Origin of the sequence: Rhodococcus sp. B50, assembly GCF_013602415.1 — a bacterium.
In the GTDB taxonomy this organism is placed as follows: Bacteria; Actinomycetota; Actinomycetes; order Mycobacteriales; family Mycobacteriaceae; genus Rhodococcus.
Genome location: NZ_WPAG02000002.1, coordinates 3111554 through 3137929 on the forward strand (window position 1 = coordinate 3111554; position 26376 = coordinate 3137929).

Consider the following 26376-nt stretch of genomic DNA (forward strand, 5'->3'; position numbering starts at 1 on the left):
GGCGTAGTGCTCCATCGGCGCCTATCGCCGCAGCGCTCCGCTGGCATCGAATTGCGCTTCGCGTCCGTCCATCTGGGCGCGGTACCAGTTCTCGCGGTGGGCGCACATGATCTTCTCGTGCACACCCGCGGCACCGGGGACGAACCGCCGGACGAGTTCCATCGCGGTGATGAGTGGGAAGCGGACGATCGGGATGATCATCCATGGAAGTACTGTCGGCATCGAGTACTTGCGGCGCGTACCCGGCCCCATGAACATCGCCGAGTACACCGAGTTGATGCGGAAGTTGTACTGCTCGCGCAGCTTCTTCAGACCGCGGTGCCCGTCACGCGGGGCGAACGCCTGCGGGTAGGACTCGATGAGTTCCTTGCCGTGCTCGCCGGAGTCGTAGGAACGGGAGATCACAGTGGTCATCAGCGCGCGGATGCTGTCGGCGATGGTCTCGGGATACCACTGCATGCGCACTCCGAGCAGGTAGCCCATGTACTTCTGGAAGTGTATGAGCGCGCGGATCTCTCGCGGTGTGGTGTGGTAGCCGAGGGTCCACAGGGCCAAGCCCGGGGTGAGGCTGCCCGCGATGAGGGTCAGCAGCATGTAGGTCTGGCTGATCGGCAGTCCCCATTTGGCGACATCCCATTCCGGGTGCCTCGCCACGCGGGAGCGCACCGACACATGCATCACGCGCACCTTCAGCGCGGTCGCCCGCCCCTTCGAACCCGGGGTGAGCAGCGCACCGGGTTCGGACACGTCGATCCAGAACCGGCACGTCTCGAGGAAACGTCGTAGCGCGTTGTCCCCGGCGTAACCTCCGGCGAGCGACAGCGGGGTCGCGACCGCCGCCTCCGTGTAGATCTCGAGGGTCTCGGCGCCGGCGAAGCTGAACAGCATCGTGCCCCAGCGCCGCCAGATCGCGGCGCCCTGCTCGACGAGTTCGGGCTGCACCCAGTCGGGGACGGTTTCGAACTCCTCGAACAGGGCCTTCATCGCCTCGGGTACGTCGTCGAGTGAGTCGATGCCGTCGACGAGGGCCGTGTCGAGCATCTCTCGGGTCGTCTGCGGCCCGGTCTTGCCGTGGTAGACCTCGTCGACGAAGCGTTCCGCCGTGGGGTCGCCGCTGAACAGATCGTTGCACAGGGCCCGGGCCTGGTCGTCTGTGGGCAGGAAATCGAAACCGGTGAGGCGGCGGACGAAGGCGCGGGTGCGTTTCACACCGGGCTTCTGCAGGGCCTGCCAGTAGGGGAAGGCGCTCGGGCACCGGTCCTGTGTGGTGGATGCGGGAGGGGCGAGTGTGCCGGTCATGCCGATACCTCCTCGAGTACCGTTCGGCGGATCCATCCGACGAGCCGTCCGACGACCTCGGAGAGCCCGTGCGGTTGATCCACGAGATAGTGGTTGAGGTTCCGCATCTCGATCAGTTCGTTGTGGGTGCCCGCGAGCGCGTCGTACATCAGCCGCGAGTCCTCGGCGAAGGCCGCCTGGTCGCCGAGCAGGCTCATCACCATCGTCGGGGTAGTGACGTTGCGGAGGTCGGTGAGGGCATCGGCGTGGGTGTGGTCGACGCTCCAGGTGCTCAACCAACTCCGCACGGTGACGAAGCGCGCCAATCCCCCTGCGGCGGTGTTGGCGGCCTTCGGATCTCCGTACATCGAGCCGAGTTCACGATCGCTCGGGTCGATGCTCAGGTCGACGAAACGTGGATCCGCGACGGTGCGGTGCACCACGAATCCACGGTCGGAGGCGCCGCTGCGTTCGAGTTCGACGAGCTGGTCGAGCGCCCACGCGTCGATCCGTCGCATCCGCGCGAGCTGCGCAGCGCGGTATCGCTGCAACCATTCGAGGTCCAGCGGTGCGGTGCGGCCCGGGGCGTACAGGTCGAGGTCGGGATCGGTGGCGTAGGGGTCGGATTCGTCGGTGACCGCGCCGTCTATCCAGTGCCGGAGCACGCGTGCCCGACCCGGGTGCGCACCCACGAGCATCACGGCGTCGGCCGGTCGCAGGTTCGCCTCGGCGAACGGTGCCGGGTCGCCGGCGGGGGTGGCCGTCACGGTGGGGTTCTGTGCCTGCGACTGGTAGAACGACGCGAGCGATCCACCGCCGCTGAACCCGAGGAGCACGACCTTCTCGAAGCCGAGTTCGTCGGCCATCCAGCGCACACCGGTGCCGAGGTCGAAGGCGGCCCGCTCCATGATGAGCGCCGGTTCGTTGGAGGAGTAGCGGGTGTTGAGTCCCATTGCGGGAACACCTGCTTCGGCGAAGGCACGGAGCAGGAAGTGGCTCAGGAAGTTCGATGCCGGGTGGCACATGACCACGCCGACGTCCTTCGAATACCCGGGCTGTGCGACCAGGTTGCCGTGCAGTGTCGGGTAGTGGCGGCTGAGTCCGGAGTGCATCTCGACGCGACCGTCGTTCGCCGGCTCGTACGGGATGCGCTGGAAGTGGTCTCGGGTGGTGGTGGAACTGATGGAAGTCATGTCACCGTCCGGTATTTGAGCATCATGTCGTGGTCTTCGTGGTCGAGGATGTGGCAGTGCCACACATATCCCTGCAGGTCGCCGTGGCCGGTATGGCCTGAGTGATCGCCGGGCGCGCCGTGCCCGGCGCGATGCGGATCGAAGGTGTGCACCTCGCGCGAGAACGCCGCATCGGGGTCGAAACCGAGTTCGTCGGCCGTCGGGAAATAGGCAACGATGCGGGTCACCGAGTTCGGATCGCAGATGACGGTGTCCTTGTATCCCGTCTCCCACGGCTCCGGTCCCCGCATCGGTTCGACCACGTACGGGTCGGGATCAGGTGTCCACTTGATCCCGATGGGCGGTTGCGGCTGCCGCGCGCACATCGCGAGCGTGTTGATCGCCTGCCGCCCCAGAACACGGAAGTGCACGAGATGCAGGTGGATCGGGTGAGGGTCGGGGGTCGCGTTGACGATGTTCCACTGCTCGACGGTGCCCTGACGTGGCATCTCGATGTCGTCGCTGTGGTAGTTCAGGTTGTTCAACGACATGATCGACGGCGGAATACGCACGGCCGAAGGCTGACTCAACGACACGTTGCGGATGTTCTGCGGCGTCGGGATCGGACCGACGAGCGGTGGCAGCGCCGGACCGCCGCGCAGCCGCTGCGGCACCGGGCCGGTGAAACCCTTCGACCGGCCGGCTCGGATGCGCAGGAACAGTGGCATGTGGACGGCGCCGATCTGCGCGGCCTGCGGCGCGGCGGGTTCGGAGTTGCGCAGTTCGACGGTGGCATCCGCATCGAGGTGCGCGAAATCGACGAGTAGGTCCACCCGTTCGCCGGGCGACAGTCGCACGCGAGTCGTGGGAACCGGTGCGTCGAGCAGGCCCCCTTCCATGCCGATCACCCAGAACGGCATGCCATTGGAGAAGTGCAGATCCCAGATGCTGAACGAGGCCGCGTTGAGCAACCGGAGCCGATAGAGACCGCGCGCGACCCGCGCCTCGGGCCAGATCTTGCCGTTGACGACTCCGACGTCGCCGACGGCGCCACCCTCCCACCGTCCCTGCGGGACGATCGGGGTGGAACGGATGCTCTGTGAGCCGTCGCCGTTGACGATCTTCTCCTGCAACACCAGATCGAGTTCGAACTCACCGGTGGGCAGGCCCAGCGGATTGCCGGGCAACCCGGTGTCGTATTCGTCGCGGAGCAGGTAGAGACCTGCGAGACCCGCATAGGCGTTCAGACGCGTGACGGCCATGGCGTGGTCGTGGTACCACATCGTCGTCGCGCCCTGGCGGTTCGGGAACCGGTAGGTGAATCCTTGTCCGGGACGGGATATCTGCTCCGGATTGCCGTCGAACTCGGGTGGCGTCACGCCGCCGTGCAGGTGCATCGAGGTGGGGACGTCGGTGCGGTCGCGTTCGCTCAAACCGTGCAGCGTGGTGTCGAAGTCGGGGGCGAAGGGGTGCCTGTCGATCACGTTGCGGTACTCGATCGATGTCTCCTGCCCACGGTGCGCAACGAGAGTCGGGCCGCCGTAGGTGTTGTCGCCGTACGCGAGGGTGGGTCCCGGCGGAAGGTCGCGGTGGAAACTGTGCGTCGCGCTGACGGCGTCGATCCGGTACGTCGCCGCGTCCAGACGCGGTAGGACGGGCAGTTCGTCGACGAAGGGTTCGAGTCGCGGGGAGCGGAACAACAGGGGGCGGGAGACGTCCGGGCCGTCCGCGAACGCCCGCCCGCCGAGCAGTACCGCGCCGGTTCCTGCGGCGAACCCGGCGAGAAGGGTTCTACGGGTGATTCTCTGCATGACGCGACTTTCTCTGTTCCGGATCGGGAATCGACGCGGACATCATCGTGATCGCCGCCACAGTACCATACGGTATGGTTTGGTCAACAGTGCGTACGGAGGTGTGCAGATCACCCGATTTCCAGAGCTACATCGCATCGTCTTCCATTGCGACGGACTCGTGGCGCCGCCCGGAAGCGGGCACTGCCCAGCTCTACCGTCGTCACGCTTCCCGGACAGGATTCGGCTCCATGCGTGCACTATTGGCCCGTCCCGTACCACGACTCGGCACGTGATGCCATCCTCACGGCACTGTCCCGGTCGGACATGTAGTCTCGATTTCGGATCCGACCGAGACGAGGTGACCATCCGTGGCAGAGCAACCGGCGAAGAGTGGTCGCCGGTCGGGCAGGCGACCACGGTTGTCCCTCGACGACTGGACCGGAGCGGGTCTGCGCCTACTCGTCTCCGAAGGCCGCAGCGCCGTGAAGATCTCGCGCCTGTGCGACGACCTCGGAGTCACCAAAGGTAGCTTCTACTGGCACTTCTCCGATATCGACGATCTGATGAAGGCCATCGCCACCCGCTACACCTCGCAGGACAACGACGCCGCGCGCGGCTTGACGAGCCTCGAGGAACTGCCCGTCGACGAACGGCTCGCCCGCATGGGTGCGATGCTCGTCGACGAACGTGCCTGGGAGGCCGAGGTCGCGGTGCGAGAATGGGCGCGCAGCGACCCGCAGGTCGCCGAGTCGGTCCGCGCGCTGGACCAGCGCATCATGGCCGTCGTCCGAAACTGTTTCCTCGAACTGGGTTTCGACGAGGACGAAGCGGAGCTACGCGCCGGCACCCTCGTCTACGCGGGGATCGGTTTCCTGTACGGCCGCGACAGTTTGCCCTCCCCCACCGCCACACAGATTCAGGAATTGCTGAAGATCCTGGTCCGGCGCTGATCCCGAGCGGACGATGCCCGGGGCGGATCACTCCGCCCCGGGCATCTGCCACCCCACCACTGTGGACTTGTCGAGCCGTGTCGTCTATCGGGCTCTGTTCAGCCGATCGACCGCCTCGTCGTAACCCCGGACGAGTTCGGCCATGATCTCCGCGACCGGACGGATCTCGTTCATCCGCCCCACCACCTGCCCGACCGGCATCGCGACAGCCTCGGGATCGTCGGCCGCCGACATGCGCTGGTGCGCTTCACTCACCAGGATGTTCTGCAGCGGCATCGGCAGCGGTTCGGGCGCATCGGGTTTCGACCACGCTTCTGTCCACTTGGTCTTGAGCAGACGCGCCGGCTTGCCCGAGTAGATCCGCGACCGCACCGTGTCGGACGAGCTCGCGCCGAGCAGAGCACGCTGGATCGACGACGGGCCGTGCGCGGCAGAGCCGAGTTTGTACTCCGCAGTGGTGAGCCAGTACGAACCCATCCACACACCCGACGCGCCGAGGGCCAGCGCCGCCGCGACCTGCCGTCCCGAACCCACACCCCCGGCCGCGAGCACGGCTGTCGAATCGCCCAGAGCGTCGACGATTTCGGGCCACAACACCATCGACGCGATCTCACCCGTGTGCCCGCCGGCCTCGTAGCCCTGCGCGATCACGATGTCGACACCGTTCTCGACGTGCCGCTTCGCGTGCTCGACCGCTCCCGCAAGTGCCGCGACCGGCACTCCCTTCTCGTGCGCAAGGTCGATGACGTCCTTCGGCGGGGAGCCGAGCGCATTCGCGATCAGCGCAGGCCGGTGGGCGAGGGCGACCTCGACGTGCGAACGCGCCACCGAATGCAGCCAACCCAGCACACCGCTCGCCTCGGCGACGTCCCCCGACAACGGTGGGACACCGAGTTCGTCGAGTGTGCGGTTCACAAAGGCCCGGTGTTCGGCCGGGATCAGCTTGTCGAGGTCGACGGCGGCACCCTCGGTGGGCACCTTGGCGGGCATCACGACGTCGACGCCGTACGGTTTGCCGTCGGTGTTCTCGTCCATCCACGTCAGGACGGCGTCGAGTTCCTCCGGGTCGTTGAACCGCACACACCCGAGGACACCGAGTCCACCTGCGCGGCTGATCGCCGCCGCAACGTGCTCGGAGGGCGTGAATCCGAAGATCGGATACTCGATGCCGAACTTCCTGCTGAGGCCGGTCTGCATGTGCCCTCTATCCCGTCGCCGCGGCGCCGTTGCCGTCGCCGTTGTTGTAGACCTCGTCGGCCGGGCGCAGTCCCGTCTGGTCCTTGGCCCACCGGTAGTCGGGCTTGCCGGCCGGCGACCGCTTGATCTCACCGACGAACCACACCGCGCGCGGCACCTTGTACCCCGCGATCTTCGACCGTGCCGTCGTCATGAGTTCCTCGAGCGTCGCCTGCGCCCCCTCGCGCAACGCGACGACAGCGGAGACCCGCTCACCGAACCGCTCGTCGGGAACACCCACCACCAGCGCATCGAAGACTGCCGGATGCTCCTTGAGCGCACCCTCGACCTCTTCGGGGTAGACCTTCTCGCCACCACTGTTGATCGAGACCGAACCGCGGCCGAGCATGGTGACCGTGCCGTCCTCCTCGACACGGGCATAGTCGCCCGGGATCGAGTAGCGGACACCGTTGTACTCCCGGAAGGTCGCCTTCGTTTTGGCTTCGTCCTTGTAGTAACCGAGCGGGATGTTGCCCGTACGCGCGACCATGCCGACCTTGCCGGAACCCGGTTCGATCGGGTTGCCGTCGTCGTCGATAACGGTGGTCGACTCGTCGATCTTCACCGTCGGCCCGCCGCCGAGAGTCTTGCCCTTCTCGTGGATGCCGATGCCGCCGAATCCCGTTTCGGACGAGCCGATGGAGTCGGTGATGACCTTGCCGGGAAGGAGTTCGAGGAAGCGGTCCTTGATGGACGGAGAGAACAGGGCCGCACTCGATGCCATGGCGAACAGGGTCGAGAGGTCGTAGGGCTTACCGGTTGTCGGGTTACCCTCCTCGAGTGCGTCGAGCATGGGGCGGGCCATGGCATCGCCGGTGATGAAGATGACGTTGACCTTGTGGTCGTCGATGATGCGCCACACCTCGTGGCCCGAGAACTCGGGGTGCATGACGACCTTGCTGCCGCTGAACAACGACTGGAACAGCGCCCACTGGGCACCACCGTGGATCATCGGCGGGATGGGATAGCGCACGAGACCGGGATTCTCGGCGCCCTCCTTCGCGAGTTGCCACTCGTCCTTGACCCACTCACCGGTCATGAAGTTGATACCGCCGCCGAGGACGCGCCACACATCCTCGTGGCGCCACATCACGCCCTTGGGATGACCGGTGGTGCCGCCGGTGTAGAGCATGTAGATGTCGTCGGCGCTGCGTGCCTCGAAGTCGCGTTCCGGGCGGCTCTGTGCCAGCGCCGCTTCGTATTCGATGCCGGCATAGGACGAGAAGTCGGCGTCGGTGCCGTCCTCCACGACCACCACGGTCTTCACCAGCGGCGTGCTCGGCAGGACGTTCGCGACCTTGTCGGAGTAGCGACGTTCGTGGACGAGCGCGACCATGTCCGAGTTGTCGAAGATGTACTGCAACTCGTTCTCGACATAGCGGTAGTTGACGTTGATCATGATCGCGCGGATCTTGAAGACCGCGATCATCGCCTCGACGGCCTCGATGGTGTTGCGCGAGTAGATGCCGACCTTGTCGCCCGGCTTCACACCTTGTTCGCGCAGGTAATGAGCAAGTCGGTTGGCTCGTTCCTCCAGCTGTGCGTAGGTGACCTCACGTCCGTCCGATGCCAGCGCGACGCGTTCGGGAACGAGGTCGATTGCGTGTTCGACGAGGTCTGCGATGTTTAGGGCCACGCTGACAAAAGTAGAACGTGTTACCGTTCCTGACAAGACCCGAGTATGATCCAGTTCACAACACCGCGAGGAGTCCCGCCAGTGTCCGCTACCGAAGCCCCCGGCGCAGCCGATTCGGACATCTCGTCCCGCGAACCGCACTGCCTCGTCGAGCAACGCGGCCACGTCCTGATCGTCACACTCAACCGCCCCGAGGCGCGGAATGCGCTGTCCGGCGAAATGATGGCGATCATGAACGAGGCCTGGGATCGCGTCGACAGCGATCCCGAGATCCGCGTCGCGATCCTCACCGGTGCCGGTGGAGCGTTCTGTGCGGGAGCCGATCTCAAGGCGATGAACCAGTCCGCCCCCGGCGACAAATTCGAGGGTGGGGGTTGGGACCTGTCGAGGTTGCCGGCGCTGCTCAAGGGACGCCGCCTGACCAAGCCGCTCATCGCAGCGGTGGAAGGTGCCGCCATCGCCGGCGGCACCGAAATCCTGCAGGGCACCGACATCCGCGTCGCCGGCGAGAGCGCGAAATTCGGTGTTTCCGAGGCGAAGTGGGGACTGTTCCCACTCGGCGGCTCCGCGGTGCGCCTCGTCCGGCAGATCCCGTACACGATCGCCGCCGACATCCTGCTCACCGGCCGCCACATCAAGGCTGCCGAGGCCAAGGAGATCGGCCTCATCGGCTACGTCGTTCCCGACGGCACTGCGCTCGACAAGGCCCTCGAGATCGCCGAGACGATCGCGAACAACGGGCCGGTCGCCGTGCAGGCCATTCTCAAGACGATCCGCGACTCGGAAGGACTGCACGAGGAGGAGGCCTTCCGAATCGACGCCGAACTCGGTGCCGCCGTCTTCAAGAGCGCAGACGCCAAGGAGGGCCCGCGTGCGTTCGCCGAGAAGCGCGCCCCCAGGTTCACCGGCTCCTGACCTGTCGCTGCAGACCGCGCTCCCACCCATGAGAGCGTGGCCACAGTCATCTCCTTAGCTCTGCTACATTGCCCGCTGTGACCCAGGACACAGGGTCACAGCGTTCGTCGAGGCAATGAGGAGCCCCATGTATCCAGGAGTGCACGCCAGGACCGCCCCGGACAAACTCGCCGTCGTCCTGGCCGACAGCGACCGGAGCCTGACCTACCGCGAACTCGACGACCGGTCGGCAGCGCTGGCCCGCGTCCTGCACGATGCGGGTCTGCGCACCGGTGACGTCGTCGCCCTGCTCACCGACAATCAGCCCGAGGCCTTCGAGGTCTTCTGGGCCGCTCTCCGGTCCGGTCTGTACATCACGGCGGTCAACAGTCACCTCACCCCCGGCGAGGTTGCGTACATCGTCGAGGACAGCGGCGCGAAGGCACTGATCGTGTCGGCGACGCTCGGCGAGCTCCCCGAACAGGTCGGCGAGAAGGTCGCGATCGGCTCGGTGCGACTCGCGTTCGGCGGCGCCGTGCGCGGCTTCGGGTCGTACGACGACGCCCTCGCCGCGGCCGGCCCTCGCCTCGACGAGGAGCCGTGCGGCGCCATCATGTTGTATTCGTCCGGAACCACGGGCTTTCCGAAGGGGATCCAGCCGCCACTGCCGGAACGTCGCGTCGACGAACCCGGCGAAGCGCTGGTGACGGTGGCGCAGTTCCTCTTCGGCATCACCGACTCCGACATCTACTACTCCCCCGCCCCGATCTACCACGCGGCGCCTCTGCGCTGGGGCGGCGCGATCCACGCGCTCGGCGGCACCGTGGTTCTCGCCGAGAGGTTCGACGCCGAGACCGCGCTGCGGCACATCGAGGAACACAAGATCACCGCCGGTCAGATGGTGCCGACGATGTTCGTCCGCATGCTCAAGCTCGACGACGACATCCGTGCCCGCCACGACCTGTCGAGCCTGCGCGTGCTCGTCCACGCCGCAGCTCCGTGCCCGCCGGAGGTCAAGCGGGCGATGATCGACTGGCTCGGACCGGTGATCTACGAGTACTACAGTTCCACCGAGGCCAACGGGATCACCTTCATCAACAGCCAGGAATGGCTCGACCACCCGGGTTCGGTGGGCAAGAGCGTGCTCGGTCCCGCGCACATCTGCGACGAGAAGGGCCGGGAACTGCCGGTCGGGGAGGTGGGGACCATCTACCTCGAAACCGAGAACGTTCCGTTCTCGTACCACAACGATCCCGCGAAGACGGCGGCGTCTCAGCATCCCGAGCATCCGAACTGGACCACGGTCGGCGATCTCGGTTATCTCGACGAGGACGGTTATCTGTATCTGACCGACCGCAAGTCGTTCACGATCATCTCCGGTGGCGTGAACATCTATCCGCAGGAGATCGAGAACATCCTCGCGCTGCACCCGGCCGTCGAAGACGTCGCCGTGATCGGCGTGCCGCACCAGGAGATGGGCGAGGAGGTCAAGGCGGTCGTCCAGGTGTCGTCGGGCACTACCGGATCACCCGATCTCGCCGACGACCTCATCGCGTACGTCCGCGAGCGTGTCGCGCACTTCAAGGTGCCGCGGTCGGTGGACTTCGTCGACGAACTGCCCCGCACACCCACGGGCAAGCTGGTGAAGGGAAAGCTGAAGGCGGCCTACACCTCCTGAGGCCCGCAGGCTACGCCTGCTGAGGCCCGTCACCCGACAGCGGGCGTGAACCGTCCTCACGGAACGGTTCACGCCCGCTGTCGCGTTCCTGACGCAGAACCACGTCGGCGATCGTGTGCACCTGGTCGACGTCGCGACAACCGACCAGCAGCATCGTCACGCCGGCCTCCTCCCAGCGCTTCACACCCTCGCGGACCTCGCCGGCGTTGCCGACGATCATCGTCTCGGTGACCATCTCGTCCGGAATCGCCGCCGCCGCTTCGTCCTTGCGACCGGCACGGAACAGCGCCGTCACCTCCTCGACCACGGCGTCGTAGCCCATCCGCCGGTAGACCTGCGCGTGGAAGTTCAACTCCGGCGCACCCATTCCCCCGACGTACAGCGCGGTCACCGGTTTCATCGCCGCGATCGTCCCTGCGCGATCGTCCGTGACGACCACTTGGCAGGTCGCCGCGATCTCGAAATCCTCACGGGTGCGCCGGGCGCCCGGCCGAGCGAATCCTTCGTCGAGCCATTCGTCGTACATCGACGCCAGCCGGGGGGTGTAGTAGATCGCGAGCCAGCCGTCGGCGATCTCGGCGGTGAGCGCGACGTTCTTCGGCCCTTCGGCGCCGATCCAGATGGGGATGTCCGACCGCAGCGGGTGCGTGATGGGCTTGAGCGGTTTGCCGAGCCCGGTGGATCCCGCACCCGCATAGGGCAGCGGGAAGTGCGGACCGTCGCTGGTCACCGGCGCTTCGCGCGCAAGCACCGTGCGGATCACGTCGACGTACTCGCGGGTGCGCGCGAGAGGTTTCGCGAATGGCTGCCCGTACCAGCCCTCCACCACCTGTGGCCCCGAGACACCGAGCCCGAGGATGTGCCGGCCGCCGGAGAGGTGATCGAGTGTCAGCGCGTGCATCGCGCAACTCGTCGGGGTACGCGCGGAGATCTGCACGACCGACGTGCCGAGCCGTACCCGTTCGGTGGACGAACCCCACCACGCCAGCGGAGTGAATGCGTCCGACCCCCACGACTCGGCGGCGAAGACGGCGTCGAATCCTTCGGCCTCGGCCGCAGCGACGAGTTCCGGTGCGTTCGAGGGCGGCTGAGCACCCCAGTAACCCAGTTGCAGTCCCAGTTTCATTGGACGCCTTTCCTGTCGGACGAATTGCGACGAGGTGCAGTTCGCGCGCCGCTCTTGCCAGCAACACTAGAACCTGTTCTACTCGAAATTGTGAGCCTGGGAAAGAGCGCGGTTGCCGAGCCACCGCTGAACGCACCGCTGAATCTGAAGTTCGACTACACACGATCCACCGGGCCGACCGTCGGAGCCTTCGTCACCGGACTGCGCGACGGCCGCATTCTCGGCGCCCGCGGATCCGACGGACGGGTTCTCGTCCCGCCCCCCGAATTCGACGCGGTCACCCATGAGCCGCTCACCGATTTCGTCGAGGTCGGTCGGACCGGCACTGTGGTGAGCTGGACGTGGAACGCCGAGCCGCTGCCCGGGCAGCCGTTCGACCGGCCGTTCGCGTGGGCGTTGATCCGCCTCGACGGAGCCGACACGACGCTGCTGCACGCGGTCGACGTCGCATCCCCGGACGAGATCGAGACGGGTCTGCGCGTGCGGGCCCGCTGGGCCGCCGAACGTACCGGCGACATCCACGACATCGAAGCCTTCGAACCCGGCGAGGCGACGATCACCGTCGCAGCGACCGAGGGCGAACCGGTCACGATGATCACCACCCCCGTCGACCTGCACTACCGACATGCAGCCTCCCCCGAAGAGTCCTGGTACCTGCGAGGGCTCAAGGAAGGCAAGATCATCGGCGGCCGCACCGGACCGGGCGGCAAGGTCTACGTGCCCCCGCGCGGCGCGAGTCCCACCGACGGGGTGCCCACCAAGGAACCCGTCGAGCTTCCCGACAGAGGCATCGTCACCACCTTCTGCATCGTGAACGTGCCGTTCATGGGCCAGCAGATCAAGCCGCCCTACGTTGCCGCGTACGTGCTGCTCGACGGCGCCGACATCGCGTTCCTGCACCTGATCCTCGAGTGCGACGCATCCGAGGTGCGGATGGGGATGCGCGTCGAGGCGAAGTGGCGTCCGCGCGAGGAGTGGGACCACACGCTGCGCAACATCGAGTACTTCCGGCCCACCGGCGAACCCGACGCCGATTACGACACCTTCAAACACCACCTCTGAGAGCGGCGAATTCATGACAGACATTGCAGTCGTCGGCTTCGCGCACGCTCCGCACGTGCGCGAGACGTTCGGCACCACCAACGGCGTCGAGATGCTCGTCCCGTGCTTCCAGGAGCTGTACGACAAGCTCGGCATCACCAAGTCCGACATCGGTTTCTGGTGCTCGGGTTCCTCCGATTATCTTGCCGGACGCGCATTCTCGTTCATCTCGGCGATCGACGCGATCGGCGCCGTTCCTCCCATCAACGAGTCACACGTCGAGATGGACGCGGCCTGGGCGTTGTACGAGGCGTGGGTCAAGCTCATCACCGGTGAGGTCGACACCGCCCTGGTGTACGGTTTCGGCAAGTCGTCGGCCGGCACCCTGCGGCGCACGCTCTCCCTGCAGCTCGACCCGTACCTCGTGGCGCCACTGGGCGTCGACTCCGTCTCACTCGCCGGCCTGCAGGCGCGCATGGGTCTCGAATCCGGCAAGTGGACGGCACGCGAGATGGCCGAGGTTGCCGTCCGCAGCCACGCGGCTGCGAAGGGCAATCCCAGGGCGCAGCTCTCGGGAGACCTCGACATCGACGAACTGCTCACGCAGCCGTACATCGCCGATCCGCTCCGCAAGCACGACTGCGCTCCCGTCACCGACGGTGCTGCCGCCATCGTCCTCGCGACCGGCGACCGCGCTCGCGAACTGTGCGAGAACCCCGCGTGGATCACCGGGATCGAGCACCGCACCGACTCACCGAACTTCGGTTCGCTCGACCTCACGGTGTCGCCGTCGACGCGGGCCGCAGCGCAGGCCGTCACCGGCGGCGACACCGCCTTCGACGTCGCCGAACTGCACGCGCCGTTCACGCACCAGGAACTCATCCTCCGCGAGGCGATCGGCCTGGGCGAGTCGACGACGATCAACCCGTCCGGCGGACCGCTGACGGGCAACCCGATGTTCTCCGGCGGTCTCGAGCGCATCGGCTACGCCGCGCAGGCGATCATGACCGGCACCGCCGGACGCGCACTCGCGCATGCGACGAGTGGTGCTGTGCTGCAACAGAATCTGGTAGCCGTTCTGGAGGGACGCAACTGATGGCGAAGCAACCCGCAGCTGTCCTCGGCACCGGGCAGACCCACTACGTCGCCAAGCGGCACGACGTGTCGATGTCCGGACTCGTCCGCGAAGCGATCGACTGCGCCATGGCCGACGCGCAGGTCGGCTGGGACGACATCGACGCCGTCGTCATCGGCAAGGCCCCCGACCTGTTCGAAGGTGTCATGATGCCCGAACTGTCGATGGTCGACGCCATCGGTGCCACGGGCAAACCGATGCTGCGCGTGCACACCGCCGGGTCCGTCGGGGGTTCGACGGCGAACGTCGCGGCAAGCCTCGTGCAGGCCGGTGTCCACCGTCGGGTGCTCGCGGTGGCCTGGGAGAAGCAGTCGGAATCCAACGCGATGTGGGCGCTGTCCACTCCGGTACCGTTCACCATGCCGGTCGGCGCCGGTGCCGGCGGATACTTCGCGCCGCACGTCCGCTCGTACATCCGCCGGGCCGGCGCTCCCGAACACATCGGGGCAATGGTCGCCGTCAAGGACCGTCTCAACGGCGCGAAGAATCCGTATGCCCATCTGAAGCAGCCCGACATCACCCTCGAGAAGGTGCAGGCCTCGCAGATGCTGTGGGATCCGATCCGGTACGACGAGACGTGCCCGTCGTCCGACGGTGCGTGCGCGGTGGTGCTCGGCGACGAGGACACCGCGAAGGCTGCCGAGCAGGCAGGCCGCCGAGTGGCCTGGATCCACGCCACGGCGATGCGCACCGAACCGACCACCTACGCGGGTCGCGACCAGGTCAATCCCGAAGCCGGCCGCATCGCCGCCGCAGCCTTGTGGAAGCAGGCCGGTATCACCGATCCACTCACCGAGATCGACTGCGCCGAGATCTACGTGCCGTTCTCGTGGTTCGAGCCGATGTGGCTCGAGAACCTCGGTTTCGCCCCCGAAGGTTCGGGATGGAAACTCACCGAGGCCGGTGAGACCGCTATCGGCGGTCAGTTACCGATCAACATGTCCGGTGGCGTGCTCTGCTCCAACCCGATCGGTGCGTCGGGGATGATCCGGTTCGCGGAGGCCGCGATCCAGGTGATGGGCAAGGCCGGGGAACATCAGGTCGACGGTGCCCGCAAGGCACTCGGGCACGCCTACGGCGGTGGATCGCAGTACTTCTCGATGTGGGTGGTGGGCTCCGACCGGCCCACGAATTAGGAGGCGTCATGGTCTCGTTCACCGTCGGGGTCGCGATGACCCCGCTCGACCAGCTCACCGGCATCGCGCAGACGGCCGAGGAGTGCGGTTACACCTCGATCACACTGCCCGACTCGCTGTTCTTCATGGAGAAGCAGACGGTCGACTATCCGTACACGCCCGACGGTTCGCGGATGTGGACACCCGACACCCCGTGGGTCGATCCGCTCATCGCCGCGGCATCCATGGCGGCGGCTACGTCGACGATCCGGTTCTACACGCAGGTCCTCAAGCTCGGCTCCCGCAATCCGGTCCTGCTGGCACGCCAGGTGGGGTCGGTCGCGAACCTTACCGGCAACCGGTTCGGTCTCGGTGTCGGGATCGGCTGGGCACCGGAGGAATTCGAGTGGTGCGGTGTTCCCTATGCGAAGCGGGGTAAACGCGTCGACGAGATGATCGACGTGCTGAAGCTGATCCTCGGTGGCGGCATGGTCGAACACCACGGCGAGTTCTACGAGTTCGACCGGTTGCAGATGAGCCCGGCACCCACCGAACCGGTGCCCTTCTACGTGGGCGGGCACACCGATGTCGCGCTTCGCCGTGCCGCGCGCATCGGCGACGGTTGGACGTCGGCGATGATCAAGTTCGACGATCTCGTCGGTGTCGTCACGCGGCTGCGTGAACTGCGTGACGAATACGGCCGCAGCGACCTGCCGTTCGAGATCCAGGCGGTATGCATCGACAGGTTCGGCTCGTCCGGATATGCGGAACTGGCCGACGCGGGGGTCACCGACATCATCGTCGTGCCGTGGATCTTCGACGGCCACGGATTCGACTCCCCGCTCGAGGCGAAGCAGGAATCGTTGCGGAAGTTCGCCGACAAGTACATTCACGGAAAGGGCTCGGCATGAGCGAGGAGCACCCCGCACGGGTGGCGGCACGGGCGTCGCAGGCGGCGGCGAGCGGCAGACGCAAGTACGAATGGTTGGCGTTGTTCGCCGAGGACGCGTGTGTCGAGGATCCGGTCGGACCGTCCGGTTTCGACCCCGAGGGCAAGGGCCATCACGGCCACGAGGCCATCGGCAAGTTCTACGACATGACCATCGCGAACACCGAGAAACTCGAGTTCCTGATCGACGACGTGCTGGTGTGCGGTGACGAGTGCGTGAACATCGGCACCATTCGTACGACGATGGGCGGAAACCTCATCGACGCGGAAGGGGTGTTCGTCTACCGGGTGAACGGGGACGGGAAGATCGTGTCGTTGCGCGCGTTCTGGGAAGTGGATCGAGCGATGAAGACCATCCGACCTGTCTCGTAGAGTCGGGCTATGGGCACAGCCGGGATCGTTCTTGCGGCAGGGGACGGCTCGCGATTGGGTGGACGTGCGAAAGCGCTGCTCCCCCACCGCGGCCGCCCCCTGCTGCATACCGTCGTCGATGCTCTGCTCGACGGCGGATGCGACGCCGTCGTGGTGGTGACCGGCGCGTACGGAGACGACGTGGCGACGGCATGCCCGCCCGGCACCACCGCCGTACACAATCCCGACTGGCCCGACGGTATGTCGACCTCCCTGCGCCGTGGGGTCGATGCCGCGCGGGCCCACGACCGGATCGCGCTCACCGTCGTCGATTTTCCCGGTATCACAAGCGAACTGGTTCGATATCTTCTCGATGTGCACCGCCCGGGTACGGTGACGCTCCCGATCTTCGGCGATCGCCCCGGTCATCCGGTGGTGTTCGATATCGCCGACGCTCTCGTCGCCGCCGACGAAGCCACCGGCGACGAGGGAGCACGATCATTCCTCGCCCGGAACCGTGAACGGGTGCGCCGCGTCGAGTGCACACCCCTCGCCGATGCCGGTGATATCGATACTCCCGAGGATCTGCAGCGCCTCGACTGATTTCGCGTAACGGATCAGGCGAGGGTCGTACGGGACTTCATTTTTTCGGCCCATTGCTCGGCGTCGTCGACACCCAGCACGAGCGCCGTGCGCCTGTGGCCTTCCAATTCGATGCGCACGGCGGGCTGCCCACGCCGCACGGAGACGAGTTCGTTGCGTCCGCGACCACGCCAGGAACCGATCTTGCGCACACCCGGCAGTCCGAGACCCGGAGCGCGGATTCCGCGTGCCGCAGCAAGCCCGTCGGCGTGCGCTTCCACCTTCCGGATCGCGGTCAGCGGCACATCGACATTGCCGATCAGTCCGGCGATCTTCTCGAAGACCGTGAAACGCACCTGCAAGGTTTCGTTGTTCCAAGCCATCGTTGTCATATCAACGATTATTCTCATTTATGAGAACAATGTCAACTGTGAGAAGGTCGAGCATGGAGGGAGAGCATGACGACCGCAGAACTGTTGTTGCATCCGGTACGCCTACGCATCGTCCAGGCGCTGCTCGGAGACCGAACCGCTACCCCTGCACAACTGAAAGCGTTGCTCGACGACGTCTCCACCGCGACCCTCTACCGGCAGATCGCCGTCCTGGCCGATGCCGGCATCCTCGAGGTCGTGGCCGAACGCCGCGTCCGGGGCACGGTCGAGCGCACCTACCGTCTCGTCGTAGAACGCGCGCAGGTGACCGGGGACGACGCGGTCGCGATGAGCAACGACGAGCACCGGCGAGCCTTTCTCGCGTTCACCGCGCAGTTGCTCGCCGACTTCGACGCCTATCTCGACGACCCGGCGCGTCGCAGCCTGGCCGAGGACGTCGTCGGCTATCGGCAGGTCGCCCTCGACCTGACGGACGAGGAGGCACTGTCGATGGTGTCCGAGATCGGCGGGGTACTCGCGCGCTTTGCGGAACTCGGCCCGGCACCGGACCGGCGGCGCCGGCTGATCAGTAGAATCATCATGCCGGGCCGAGACGTCGCGGACTGATCCGCTCCCGATGCCGGGAGGGCGAGCCCGCTCGGACAACGCACGAGACCCCCGACCACGCAACGGCAATCGGGGACCTCTTCCGAGAACTCGGATCAGTGCTGGACCGGGCACCCACCCGAAGTCTTGTAGTCCACCTTGAATTCCTTGATGCCGTTGAGCCAACCCGACCGCAGGCGGTGCGGGTCGCCGATCTTCGTGATATCCGGGACGTGATCCGCGATCGCATTGAAGATCAGGTCGATCTCCATGCGGGCGAGATTGGCGCCCAGGCAGTAATGTGCTCCCGTCCCACCGAATGCCAAGTGCGGGTTCGGATCCCGGAGAATGTTGAACTCACGAGGGTTCTCGAACACTTCTTCGTCGTTGTTGGCCGACGCGTACAGCATGACCACGCGCTCGCCCTTGCGGATCGTCTGCCCGCCGAGTTCGGTGTCCTCGAGTGCGGTGCGCTGGAACGAGGTGACCGGCGTGGCCCAGCGAATGATCTCGTCGGCGGCGGTCTTCGGACGGTCGCGCTTGAAGATCTCCCACTGCTCCGGGTTGTCGAGGAAGGCGGCCATGCCGTGGGTGATGGCGTTGCGTGTGGTCTCGTTGCCTGCCACCGCGAGGACGATGAAGAAGAAGCCGAATTCTTCTGGGGCGAGTTCGTCGCCGTCGATGTCGGCTTCGATGAGAGTGGTGACGATGTCGTCCGCCGGGTTCGCCTTGCGCTCGGCTGCCATCTGGTACGCGTACCCGAGCACTTCCATCGACGCGGCCGCCGGGTCGGCGGTGTTGTCCGGGTCGTCGTAGCCCGTCATCTGGTTGGACCATTCGAAGATCTTGGCGCGGTCCTCCTGCGGCACACCGATGAGATCGGCGATGGCCTGCAACGGGAGTTCAGCGGCGATCTGCGTGACGAAGTCGCCACCGCCGGCCTCACACGCCTCTCCGACAATGGCCCTCGCGCGGCGATCCAGTTCGTCGCGCAGGCCGTTGATCGCGCGCGGCGTGAACCCGCGGGCGACGAGTTTGCGCAGTTTGGTGTGTTCGGGAGCGTCCTTGTTGAGCAGGACGTGACGCTGCAGTTCGATGGCTTCGCGCGGCATGTCGTCGTTGAACCGCGGAATCGCAGTGTTCTCCCAGTTGGAGAACACGTCGCTCCGGCGGGAGACCTCACGGACCTCCTCGTGCCGGGAGACAACCCAGAATCCGTCGTCGTGGAACCCACCGACGTCGGGAGACTTCTTGTTCCACCACACCGGCGCCGTCTTCCGCAGTTCCGCGAACTCTTCGAACGGCATACGGTCTAGATACAGATCGGGGTCGGTGAAGTCGATGTCCTCGGGGATGTTCGGCTGCGCCACTGATATCTCTCCTGCCCTGGCGAGTACCGCTCGCGTGATATGGAACACGTTCTAAAACCATTCAAACACAGCTCTGCCGCGCGACCAAGGGATCCGCACGTCCCGTGGGATAATCGAGTTCTGTTGCCTGTCGAGGAAACCTGTTCTATTTTGCGAAGAACGTAGGAGAAAGGAGCCCGAAGTGGGCACACCAGTCATCGTCGAGGCCGCACGGACCCCGATCGGCAAGCGAGGTGGATGGCTCGCGGGCCTGCACGCTGCCGAGATCCTGGGCGCCGTCCAGGGCGGACTCGTCGAACGCGCCGGTATCGACGCCGAGCTCGTCGAACAGGTCATCGGTGGCTGCGTCACCCAGGCGGGCGCCCAGTCCAACAACATCACCCGCACCGCGTGGCTCAATGCAGGCCTGCCCTGGCAGGTCGGCGCGACCACCATCGACGCCCAGTGCGGGTCGGCGCAGCAGGCCAACCACCTCATCGCGGGTCTCATCGCCACCGGCGCCATCGACGTGGGCATCGCGTGCGGCATCGAGGCGATGACCCAGGTCCCCCTCGGTGCCAACGTCGGTGATCAGGCCGGCCCGCGCCGGCCGGAGTCCTGGAACATCGACATGCCCAACCAGTTCGAGGCGGCCGAACGTATCGCGCGGCGTCGCGGCATCACCCGCGAGGACGTCGACGCGCTCGGAGTGCGATCACAGCAGCTCGCGAAGCAGGCCTGGGACGAGGGCCGGTTCGACCGCGAGGTGCTGCCGGTCGTCGCGCCCGTCGTGGACAAGGAAGGCAACCGCACCGGCGAGAAGATGACGGTCACCCGCGATCAGGGTCTGCGCGAGACGTCGACCGAGTCGCTGGCGAAGCTGAAGCCGGTGCTCGAGGGCGGCATCCACACGGCCGGCACGTCGTCGCAGATCTCGGACGGGGCCGCAGCCGTGCTGCTCATGGATTCCGACCGGGCGAAAGCGCTCGGATTGAAGCCGCGGGCGCGGATCGTCGCGCAGGCGCTCGTGGGGGCCGAACCCGAATTCCACCTCGACGGTCCCGTGCAGGCGACCGAAAAGGTGCTGAGGAAGGCAGGCATGAGCATCGACGATCTCGACCTGTTCGAGGTCAACGAGGCCTTCGCGTCGGTGCTGCTGTCCTGGGCTCAGGTGCACGGACCCGACATGGACAAGGTCAACGTCAACGGGGGTGCCATCGCACTGGGCCATCCCGTGGGTTCCACGGGTTCCCGACTGATCACCACCGCACTGCACGAACTCGAGCGTCGCGACGCGTCGACTGCACTGATCTCGATGTGCGCCGGTGGCGCGCTGGCGACGGGCACGATCATCGAGCGCATCTGACGTGGGCAGCGAAGCAGCACCGAAGGGCCTGGATTCGAAGGCCACCGTCTCGATCATCAAGTGGATGTCCCGATTCAACGTCGCGGCGTACCGGGCAACAGGAGGGCGCCTCGGCGGGAAGTGGCGAGTGGGCAGCGCCTTCCCGTGGGGCATCCCGGTGTGCCTGGTGACCACGATCGGGCGGAAGACCGGACAGCCGCGCACGGCCCCGCTGCTGTTCCTCGAGGACGGCGACAAGGTGATACTGGTGGCATCCCAGGGAGGACTTCCGAAGCACCCCTTGTGGTTCCGTAACATCCAGGCGAATCCTGAGGTCACCGTCCAGATCAAGTCGCGGATCCGGACGATGCGGGCTCGCGTGGCGAGCGACGAGGAGCGGGCCGCGTACTGGCCGAAGCTCACGGCGATGTATCCGGATTTCGACAACTACCAGTCGTGGACCGACCGGGTCATTCCCGTCGTCGTGTGCGAGTGAGCCGGGTTCACGGACTGCACGGTCGCCCGGATCGTCTCGGGCGGGAATACTGAGTCCCGTACGTCCATGTTCTCGACGAAGGGATGTCGCACGATGGCAACCACGAATCACGACAAGGTACTCGACCGGCGCGAGATCGCAGCTGCGCTGCTTCGAGCACTCGAGAGACGCCACGAGGTGCTCGACGTGATCGTCGAAAGCAAGGACCGGGCCGAGGCCGTCTCTGAGCTCGCCTCGCTGCTCGACACCGACGAGTTCTGTGCGGAGGCCGTGCTCAATCTTCCGTTCCGCCGCCTGACGCAGGCGGAGCGGAAGAAGATCCGCGAGGAACTCGACGATCTCGATGCGGTACTGCAGTGGACGACGGCGGCGCGGCCGTACGCGACCGGCGCGCATTTCCGGCTGCGTCCCATCTCCCACAGCGCGGCCGACACCGCGCTGTTCACGGTGCGCTGCGCCGACCAGCTGGGCGACGACAGCGACGAGCGGGTCGAGTCGGAACGACAGCGTGGCGCCGAGTTGATGGACGACGAGTCCGGGATGTGGCTTGTGGCCGAAGACCTTTCGGGCGACGAGCCGAAGGCCATCGGGTTCGCGTTCGGTGAGCTGACCGGCAACGAGGTCGACGTGCGGATCTGGGTGCATCCCGAGTTCCGCAAGCAGGGTTACGGCACCGCCACGCTCAAGCAGGCGCGTTCCGAACTCGCCGCGTACTTTCCCGGCTCCACCCTCATCATCCGCACACCGGCTTAGGCGGCTGCGCCGCTCGTGCGCGTTTCCGGTAGCAATTGCTACCGGAAACGCGCACGGGGGCCGTCAGGCCCCGTATACCGGAGTCGGCGGCTGTGACGCCGCGATCAGCTTTTCGACGACGGGGCCGAGTTCCTTGGGATCCCAGCGGTCGCCCTTGTCGATCGCCTCGCCGTGCCGCCACCCGTCGGCCAGCGACACCTTGCCGCCCTCGGCCTCGAACACGCGACCGGTCACGTCCTTCGCTTCGGCACTGCCGAGCCACACGACCAGCGGCGAGACGTTCTCCGGCGCCATGGCGTCGAAACCCTCGTCGGGCGCAGCCATCATCTCGGCCATCGCGCCCCCGGCGCCGACGGTCATCCGGGTGCGTGCCGACGGTGCGATCGCGTTGACGGTCACACCGTAGCGGCCGAATTCGGCTGCGGCCTGGATGGTGAGCGTTGCGATACCGGCCTTGGCGGCGGCGTAGTTGCCCTGACCGATGCTGCCCATCAGACCGGCGCCCGAGCTGGTGTTGATGATGCGGGCGTCGACGGGGTTACCGGCCTTGGCCTCGGCGCGCCAATAGGACATGGCGTGACGCATCGGCGCGAAATGCCCCTTGAGGTGCACGCGGATGACGGCATCCCACTCGTCCTCGCTCATGTTGGCGAGCATGCGGTCGCGCAGGAAGCCGGCATTGTTGACGAGCACGTCGAGCCGGCCGAAATTGTCGAGCGCCGTCTTCACGAGGTTCTCGGCACCGGCCCAGTCGGCGACGTCGTCACCGTTGACGACGGCTTCGCCGCCTGCGGCACGGATCTCCTCGACGACCAGTTCACCCGGGCTCTCACCCGTGGCGGATCCGTCGCTGCCGACACCGATGTCGTTGACGACGACCTTTGCCCCCTCGGCCGCGAAGGCCAGGGCGTGGGCGCGGCCGAGGCCACGCCCGGCGCCGGTCACGATGACGACGCGCCCGTCCAGCAGTCCACTCACTTCGTCTCCTTCGTTCGGGCCGCTGCCATATAGGCAGGGCGTTCACCGCCGCCGTGGACGGTCAATGTCGATCCGCTGACGTAGCTCGACAGCGGAGAGGCCAGGAACGCGGCGCAGTGGCCGATGTCCTCGGGCTGAGCCAGCCGGCCCAGTGGGACGGTCTCGCCGACTGCGGCGACACCCGCCTTGTCTCCGTAGAACAGGTGCGACTGTTCGGTTTCGACCAGGCCGACCACCACCGAGTTCACCCGTACCTTCGGTGCCCACTCGACGGCGAGCGACTGTGCAAGGCTGTCGACGCCCGCCTTGGCCGCACCGTAGGCCGCGGTGCCCGGGGAGGGGCGGGATCCGCTCACGCTCGAGATGTTGACGATCGATCCCCCGGTGTCCTGCTTCTGCATCACCGCGTTGGCGGCCTGCGCGACCAGCAGCGGGGACAGCAGGTTCAGCTCCACGATCTTGGCGTGGAACTTCGGGCTGGCATCGGCTGCCAGCGCGAACGGCGAGCCACCGGCATTGTTCACCACGACGTCGAGCCGGCCGTGGCGGTCCACGATCGTCTCGATCAACGTGCCGACCTGATCGGCGTCGCGGACGTCGCACTTCAGGAACTCCGCGGTCCGCCCGTCTGCTTCGAGTGGCTGTTCGGGTTCGTTGCGTGCACACGTCACGACTGTCGCGCCGGCGCGGAGGAACACCTTGGTGATACCTGCACCGACTCCTCGTATCCCCCCGGTGACGAGCACGACCGCACCGTCGAGTCCCAGATCCATTCGCTGCCTCCACGTCGTTCACCCCGCAGGATGCGCGGGTCTCACGCCGACAACTTACCAAGCAATCGCTTGGTTTGGTACCGGCTCCCCCGCCCTCCGACCTCCGCTCCTGCTCAGTGGGAATCGAGGGATGTTGCTTGTCGACCCCACTTAGCGTGACGACGAACGCGCGTGCCGAAGAGGAGTGATTGGCCATGCAGACCGTCGAGCAGGATTACGAGAAATACGTCGGGCAGGTGGCCGAACCACCCCGCGTGGCGCGATACGCGGTCAACGACGCCATGATCCGCAACTGGGTCGAGGCCCACGACGACTTCAATCCGATCTACGTCGACGCCGAGGTCGCCCGCGAAACCGGACGCGATTCGATCGTCTGCCCGCCCGCCATGATCTCCACCTGGATCATGGCCGGCTACCGCCGCTGGCGTGAGGTCCAGCGCAAGCGCGCCGAGGGCGTGGTGGAAGACTTCGCGTACTCCCGGATGCTCGCCGACCTCGATCGTGAGGGTTTCACCTCCGTCGTCGCGACGAACGTCGAGCAGGACTACCACCGCGAACTCGCCCCGGGCGACCACATCACCGCCCATTACACGATCGAGTCCGTATCCGAGGTCAAGCGAACGGGTCTCGGCGACGGCCGATTCTTCACGCTCTACAAGCGTTACGAGGATCAGAACGGCGAACTCGTCGCCGAAGAACGTTTCCGGATGCTCCGGTTCGACCCGAACACCGACAAGGAGACGCGATGACCGCCGTCCCCCGGCTCACCATCACCCAGGACAACCAGTTCTGGTTCGACGCCGTCCGTGAGGGCCGACTCGAGATCCAGCAGTGCAACGAGTGCGGTACCCTGCGCCACCCTCCGGGTCCGGCATGCCCGGCGTGCCGCTCGTTCGAGTGGAAGACCGTCGAATCCTCCCGGCGCGGAACGCTTCACAGCTGGACGATCATCCACCATCCCCAGGATCCGGCCTTCGAGTACCCGCTCGCCGTCGGACTGATCGACCTCGACGAAGGAATCCGCATCGTCGCCGACATCGCCGGCGTCGACCACGACACCCTCGAGATCGGCATGGAACTCGAGGTGGGATTCGCCGAGCACGCACACGGCGAGATCCTGCCTCAGCTGCGCAAGCCCGGAGGAGACGCATGAACCTCGTCGAATGCACTGTCGGGCAGGAACTTCCCGAACTCGTCCTGCCGATGGATCGCACCACCATCGTGGCCACCGCGATCGCCTCGCAGGATTTCGAAGATGTTCACCACGACCCGGATGCCGCACTCGGACGCGGCACCCCGGACGTCTTCATGAGTATCAACGCCACGAACGGTTTCGTCGACCGGTACGTCACCGATTGGACCGGACCGTCGGCGCGGGTACGCCGCGCGTCGTTGCGCCTGGGCGTGCCCTGCTTCCCCGGTGATCCCATGCACATGAACGGTGAGGTGACCGCCGTCGACGGCGCGACCGTCACTCTGAAGGTGCAGGGCCGCAACAGCAGAGGCGTCCACGTCACCGCCGAGGTCGTGGTGGAGCCCTACGAGAGGAAGGCACGATGACCGTCAAGGGCTTCTCCGGAACCGCTGCTATCGCCGGCATCGGAGCCACCGAATTCTCCAAGAACTCCGGTCGCAGCGAATGGCAGCTCGCGTGTGAGGCGGTACTCGCAGCGCTCGCCGACGCACAGATCGGCGTCGAAGAGGTCGACGGCTTCGCGTTGTTCACCATGGAGACGAACCCCGAGATCGCGGTCGCCCGCGCACTCGGCATTCCCGAGCTGAAGTTCTTCAGCCGCATCCCGCACGGCGGCGGTGGTGCCTGTGCCCCCGTGCAGCAGGCCGCACTGGCCGTCTCGAGCGGTGTCGCCGACGTCGTTGTGGTCTACCGCGCCTTCAACGAGCGCTCCGGCCACCGATTCGGTGCCGGACCGCCGCCGTTCGCCTACAACTCGAGTACCGACCAGGAATACCGGAACTGGATCAACCCGTACGGCCTGCTCACTCCCGCACAGCAGGAAGCCTTCCTGGCGCGCACCTACATGCACAAGTACGGCGCCACGAGCGCGGACTTCGGGCAGATCTCCGTGCTCTCGCGCAAGCACGCGGCGAACAATCCCAAGGCCTGGTTCTACGAGCGACCCATCACCATCGACGACCACCAGAATTCGCGGATGCTCGCCGACCCGCTACGTCTGCTCGACTGCTGCCAGGAGAGCGACGGCGGCCAGGCCCTGGTCATCGTGAGTGCCGAACGCGCACGTGATCTTCCGCATCCCCCTGCGATCATCACTGCCGCAGCGCAGGGCGTCGGTCCCCAGCAGATCTCGATGAGCAGTTACTACCGTGACGACATCGACGCGATGCCCGAGGTCGAACTCGTCGCCCGGCAGATGTGGGCCCAGGCCGGTTTCGGCCCCGAGGGCATCGACGCCGCGATTCTCTACGACGCCTTCACCCCCATGGTCCTCCTCCAGCTCGAGGAGTACGGCTTCTGCGGTCGTGGCGAGGCGAAGGACTTCATCGCCGACGGCAACCTGGAGGTGGACGGGCGGCTCCCGATCAACACCCACGGTGGTCAGCTCGGCGAAGGCTACATCCACGGCGTCAACGGCATCGCCGAAGGCGTCCGGCTCATCCGCGGCACGTCCGTGAACCAGCCGGCCAAGAACCTGGACAACGTGCTCGTCACGGGTGGATCGCCGGTGCCGCACAGCGCGATCGTCCTCTCGGCCGACCGTTAGGCCCGTAACCCGGGCCCCGAACACCTCT

The 26376-nt window shown here is 66.3% G+C and carries 26 protein-coding genes and 1 pseudogene; 17 read left to right on the forward strand and 10 right to left on the reverse strand.

Annotated features, from left to right (window positions below; translation table 11 throughout):
* Positions 1-21: 21 nt before the first annotated feature.
* Genes GON09_RS14690 through GON09_RS14700 form a run of 3 tightly spaced genes read right to left on the reverse strand, consistent with a single transcriptional unit; the run spans position 22 to position 4261 of the window.
* On the reverse strand, positions 22-1299 hold the full coding sequence (locus GON09_RS14690) for an oxygenase MpaB family protein (protein ID WP_213932425.1): 1278 nt from the start codon (positions 1297-1299) through the stop codon (positions 22-24).
* Positions 1296-2471 (reverse strand): alpha/beta hydrolase, encoded by a 1176-nt coding sequence (locus tag GON09_RS14695; RefSeq protein WP_213932426.1) that lies wholly within the window; start codon positions 2469-2471, stop codon positions 1296-1298. Before GON09_RS14695 ends, GON09_RS14690 begins: the two co-directional genes overlap by 4 nt.
* The gene (locus GON09_RS14700) at positions 2468-4261 is read right to left on the reverse strand and encodes a multicopper oxidase family protein (protein ID WP_213932427.1); all 1794 of its coding nucleotides are present in this window, start codon (positions 4259-4261) and stop codon (positions 2468-2470) included. Before GON09_RS14700 ends, GON09_RS14695 begins: the two co-directional genes overlap by 4 nt.
* Positions 4262-4611: 350 nt before the next feature.
* Here GON09_RS14700 and GON09_RS14705 point away from each other — a divergent pair, with 350 nt between their 5' ends.
* Complete coding sequence (locus GON09_RS14705) at positions 4612-5193, forward strand: TetR/AcrR family transcriptional regulator (protein WP_307854382.1); 582 nt, start codon at positions 4612-4614, stop codon at positions 5191-5193.
* Positions 5194-5277: 84 nt separating this feature from the next.
* Here GON09_RS14705 and GON09_RS14710 read toward each other — a convergent pair whose 3' ends face one another.
* Together GON09_RS14710 and GON09_RS14715 are read right to left on the reverse strand one after the other, a co-directional pair.
* Positions 5278-6390 (reverse strand): NAD(P)H-dependent flavin oxidoreductase, encoded by a 1113-nt coding sequence (locus GON09_RS14710; RefSeq protein ID WP_213932428.1) that lies wholly within the window; start codon positions 6388-6390, stop codon positions 5278-5280.
* A gap of 7 nt (positions 6391-6397) precedes the next feature.
* Positions 6398-8065: an acyl-CoA synthetase gene (locus tag GON09_RS14715; protein WP_213932429.1), complete on the reverse strand. Its 1668-nt coding sequence runs from the start codon at positions 8063-8065 to the stop codon at positions 6398-6400.
* 45 nt (positions 8066-8110) lie between these two features.
* On the opposite strand from GON09_RS14715, the gene GON09_RS14720 reads away from it, so the two are divergent.
* Positions 8111-8980, forward strand: a complete 870-nt coding sequence (locus tag GON09_RS14720) for a crotonase/enoyl-CoA hydratase family protein (RefSeq protein ID WP_244865516.1) — start codon at positions 8111-8113, stop codon at positions 8978-8980.
* A gap of 127 nt (positions 8981-9107) precedes the next feature.
* Positions 9108-10637, forward strand: coding sequence for an AMP-binding protein (locus GON09_RS14725; RefSeq protein ID WP_213932431.1), 1530 nt, complete (start codon positions 9108-9110; stop codon positions 10635-10637).
* Positions 10638-10731: 94 nt separating this feature from the next.
* On the opposite strand, the pseudogene GON09_RS14730 reads toward GON09_RS14725, so the two are convergent.
* Positions 10732-11763 (reverse strand): annotated as a pseudogene (locus GON09_RS14730) (LLM class F420-dependent oxidoreductase); the annotation flags it as partial.
* A gap of 90 nt (positions 11764-11853) precedes the next feature.
* Between GON09_RS14730 and GON09_RS14735 the strand changes: the two are divergent.
* Genes GON09_RS14735 through GON09_RS14760 form a run of 6 tightly spaced genes read left to right on the forward strand, consistent with a single transcriptional unit; the run spans position 11854 to position 16957 of the window.
* The gene (locus GON09_RS14735) at positions 11854-12825 is read left to right on the forward strand and encodes a Zn-ribbon domain-containing OB-fold protein (RefSeq protein ID WP_213932432.1); all 972 of its coding nucleotides are present in this window, start codon (positions 11854-11856) and stop codon (positions 12823-12825) included.
* Between the two features lie 13 nt (positions 12826-12838).
* Complete coding sequence (locus tag GON09_RS14740) at positions 12839-13900, forward strand: thiolase domain-containing protein (RefSeq protein WP_213932433.1); 1062 nt, start codon at positions 12839-12841, stop codon at positions 13898-13900.
* The gene (locus tag GON09_RS14745; protein ID WP_213932434.1) at positions 13900-15075 is read left to right on the forward strand and encodes a thiolase domain-containing protein; all 1176 of its coding nucleotides are present in this window, start codon (positions 13900-13902) and stop codon (positions 15073-15075) included. The genes GON09_RS14740 and GON09_RS14745 overlap by 1 nt, the downstream gene beginning before the upstream one ends.
* An 8-nt stretch (positions 15076-15083) precedes the next feature.
* Complete coding sequence (locus tag GON09_RS14750) at positions 15084-15965, forward strand: TIGR03619 family F420-dependent LLM class oxidoreductase (protein WP_213932435.1); 882 nt, start codon at positions 15084-15086, stop codon at positions 15963-15965.
* On the forward strand, positions 15962-16375 hold the full coding sequence (locus GON09_RS14755) for a nuclear transport factor 2 family protein (protein WP_213932436.1): 414 nt from the start codon (positions 15962-15964) through the stop codon (positions 16373-16375). Before GON09_RS14750 ends, GON09_RS14755 begins: the two co-directional genes overlap by 4 nt.
* Before the next feature lie 9 nt (positions 16376-16384).
* On the forward strand, positions 16385-16957 hold the full coding sequence (locus tag GON09_RS14760) for a nucleotidyltransferase family protein (protein WP_213932437.1): 573 nt from the start codon (positions 16385-16387) through the stop codon (positions 16955-16957).
* Positions 16958-16971: 14 nt separating this feature from the next.
* Here GON09_RS14760 and GON09_RS14765 read toward each other — a convergent pair whose 3' ends face one another.
* Complete coding sequence (locus GON09_RS14765; RefSeq protein ID WP_213932438.1) at positions 16972-17328, reverse strand: hypothetical protein; 357 nt, start codon at positions 17326-17328, stop codon at positions 16972-16974.
* A 66-nt stretch (positions 17329-17394) separates the two neighbouring features.
* Between GON09_RS14765 and GON09_RS14770 the strand changes: the two genes are divergently transcribed.
* Positions 17395-17934 (forward strand): helix-turn-helix domain-containing protein, encoded by a 540-nt coding sequence (locus tag GON09_RS14770; RefSeq protein ID WP_213932439.1) that lies wholly within the window; start codon positions 17395-17397, stop codon positions 17932-17934.
* A 95-nt stretch (positions 17935-18029) separates the two neighbouring features.
* On the opposite strand, the gene GON09_RS14775 is transcribed toward GON09_RS14770, so the two are convergent.
* Positions 18030-19283, reverse strand: coding sequence for a cytochrome P450 (locus GON09_RS14775; protein ID WP_213932440.1), 1254 nt, complete (start codon positions 19281-19283; stop codon positions 18030-18032).
* A 181-nt stretch (positions 19284-19464) separates the two neighbouring features.
* Between GON09_RS14775 and GON09_RS14780 the strand changes: the two genes are divergently transcribed.
* The 3 genes from GON09_RS14780 to GON09_RS14790 all read left to right on the forward strand — a co-directional run bounded on the left by GON09_RS14780 (position 19465) and on the right by GON09_RS14790 (position 21856).
* Entirely contained in the window at positions 19465-20628 is a 1164-nt protein-coding gene (locus tag GON09_RS14780) for a steroid 3-ketoacyl-CoA thiolase (protein ID WP_213932441.1), read from the forward strand.
* Between the two features lies 1 nt (position 20629).
* A complete protein-coding gene (locus GON09_RS14785; protein WP_213932442.1) occupies positions 20630-21103 on the forward strand; it encodes a nitroreductase family deazaflavin-dependent oxidoreductase in 474 nt (157 codons plus the stop codon).
* 93 nt (positions 21104-21196) lie between these two features.
* Entirely contained in the window at positions 21197-21856 is a 660-nt protein-coding gene (locus tag GON09_RS14790) for a GNAT family N-acetyltransferase (protein ID WP_213932443.1), read from the forward strand.
* 63 nt (positions 21857-21919) lie between these two features.
* Here the strand turns inward: GON09_RS14790 and GON09_RS14795 are convergent, their stop codons facing one another.
* Complete coding sequence (locus GON09_RS14795) at positions 21920-22834, reverse strand: SDR family oxidoreductase (protein ID WP_213932444.1); 915 nt, start codon at positions 22832-22834, stop codon at positions 21920-21922.
* Entirely contained in the window at positions 22831-23607 is a 777-nt protein-coding gene (locus tag GON09_RS14800; protein ID WP_213932445.1) for an SDR family oxidoreductase, read from the reverse strand. The genes GON09_RS14795 and GON09_RS14800 overlap by 4 nt, the downstream gene beginning before the upstream one ends.
* 194 nt (positions 23608-23801) lie before the next feature.
* Between GON09_RS14800 and GON09_RS14805 the strand changes: the two genes are divergently transcribed.
* The 4 genes from GON09_RS14805 to GON09_RS14820 are packed head-to-tail and all read left to right on the forward strand — an operon-like array spanning position 23802 to position 26348.
* The gene (locus GON09_RS14805; RefSeq protein WP_213932446.1) at positions 23802-24356 is read left to right on the forward strand and encodes an FAS1-like dehydratase domain-containing protein; all 555 of its coding nucleotides are present in this window, start codon (positions 23802-23804) and stop codon (positions 24354-24356) included.
* Positions 24353-24760, forward strand: coding sequence for a Zn-ribbon domain-containing OB-fold protein (locus GON09_RS14810; protein ID WP_213932447.1), 408 nt, complete (start codon positions 24353-24355; stop codon positions 24758-24760). Before GON09_RS14805 ends, GON09_RS14810 begins: the two co-directional genes overlap by 4 nt.
* On the forward strand, positions 24757-25167 hold the full coding sequence (locus GON09_RS14815) for a MaoC/PaaZ C-terminal domain-containing protein (protein ID WP_213932448.1): 411 nt from the start codon (positions 24757-24759) through the stop codon (positions 25165-25167). The genes GON09_RS14810 and GON09_RS14815 overlap by 4 nt, the downstream gene beginning before the upstream one ends.
* Complete coding sequence (locus GON09_RS14820; protein WP_213932449.1) at positions 25164-26348, forward strand: lipid-transfer protein; 1185 nt, start codon at positions 25164-25166, stop codon at positions 26346-26348. The genes GON09_RS14815 and GON09_RS14820 overlap by 4 nt, the downstream gene beginning before the upstream one ends.
* Positions 26349-26376 lie beyond the last annotated feature (28 nt).

Bases quoted from the DNA above. Each gene is read 5' to 3' on its own strand.
- GON09_RS14695 (WP_213932426.1), bottom strand. From the start codon at position 2,471: ATGACTTCCATCAGTTCCACCACCACCCGAGACCACTTCCAGCGCATC.
- GON09_RS14820 (WP_213932449.1), top strand. From the start codon at position 25,164: ATGACCGTCAAGGGCTTCTCCGGAACCGCTGCTATCGCCGGCATCGGA.
- GON09_RS14790 (WP_213932443.1), top strand. From the start codon at position 21,197: ATGGCAACCACGAATCACGACAAGGTACTCGACCGGCGCGAGATCGCA.
- GON09_RS14765 (WP_213932438.1), bottom strand. From the start codon at position 17,328: ATGACAACGATGGCTTGGAACAACGAAACCTTGCAGGTGCGTTTCACG.
- GON09_RS14700 (WP_213932427.1), bottom strand. From the start codon at position 4,261: ATGCAGAGAATCACCCGTAGAACCCTTCTCGCCGGGTTCGCCGCAGGA.
- GON09_RS14815 (WP_213932448.1), top strand. From the start codon at position 24,757: ATGAACCTCGTCGAATGCACTGTCGGGCAGGAACTTCCCGAACTCGTC.
- GON09_RS14710 (WP_213932428.1), bottom strand. From the start codon at position 6,390: ATGCAGACCGGCCTCAGCAGGAAGTTCGGCATCGAGTATCCGATCTTC.
- GON09_RS14755 (WP_213932436.1), top strand. From the start codon at position 15,962: ATGAGCGAGGAGCACCCCGCACGGGTGGCGGCACGGGCGTCGCAGGCG.
- GON09_RS14770 (WP_213932439.1), top strand. From the start codon at position 17,395: ATGACGACCGCAGAACTGTTGTTGCATCCGGTACGCCTACGCATCGTC.
- GON09_RS14800 (WP_213932445.1), bottom strand. From the start codon at position 23,607: ATGGATCTGGGACTCGACGGTGCGGTCGTGCTCGTCACCGGGGGGATA.
- GON09_RS14725 (WP_213932431.1), top strand. From the start codon at position 9,108: ATGTATCCAGGAGTGCACGCCAGGACCGCCCCGGACAAACTCGCCGTC.
- GON09_RS14810 (WP_213932447.1), top strand. From the start codon at position 24,353: ATGACCGCCGTCCCCCGGCTCACCATCACCCAGGACAACCAGTTCTGG.
- GON09_RS14690 (WP_213932425.1), bottom strand. From the start codon at position 1,299: ATGACCGGCACACTCGCCCCTCCCGCATCCACCACACAGGACCGGTGC.
- GON09_RS14745 (WP_213932434.1), top strand. From the start codon at position 13,900: ATGGCGAAGCAACCCGCAGCTGTCCTCGGCACCGGGCAGACCCACTAC.
- GON09_RS14740 (WP_213932433.1), top strand. From the start codon at position 12,839: ATGACAGACATTGCAGTCGTCGGCTTCGCGCACGCTCCGCACGTGCGC.
- GON09_RS14720 (WP_244865516.1), top strand. From the start codon at position 8,111: ATGATCCAGTTCACAACACCGCGAGGAGTCCCGCCAGTGTCCGCTACC.
- GON09_RS14760 (WP_213932437.1), top strand. From the start codon at position 16,385: ATGGGCACAGCCGGGATCGTTCTTGCGGCAGGGGACGGCTCGCGATTG.
- GON09_RS14750 (WP_213932435.1), top strand. From the start codon at position 15,084: ATGGTCTCGTTCACCGTCGGGGTCGCGATGACCCCGCTCGACCAGCTC.
- GON09_RS14805 (WP_213932446.1), top strand. From the start codon at position 23,802: ATGCAGACCGTCGAGCAGGATTACGAGAAATACGTCGGGCAGGTGGCC.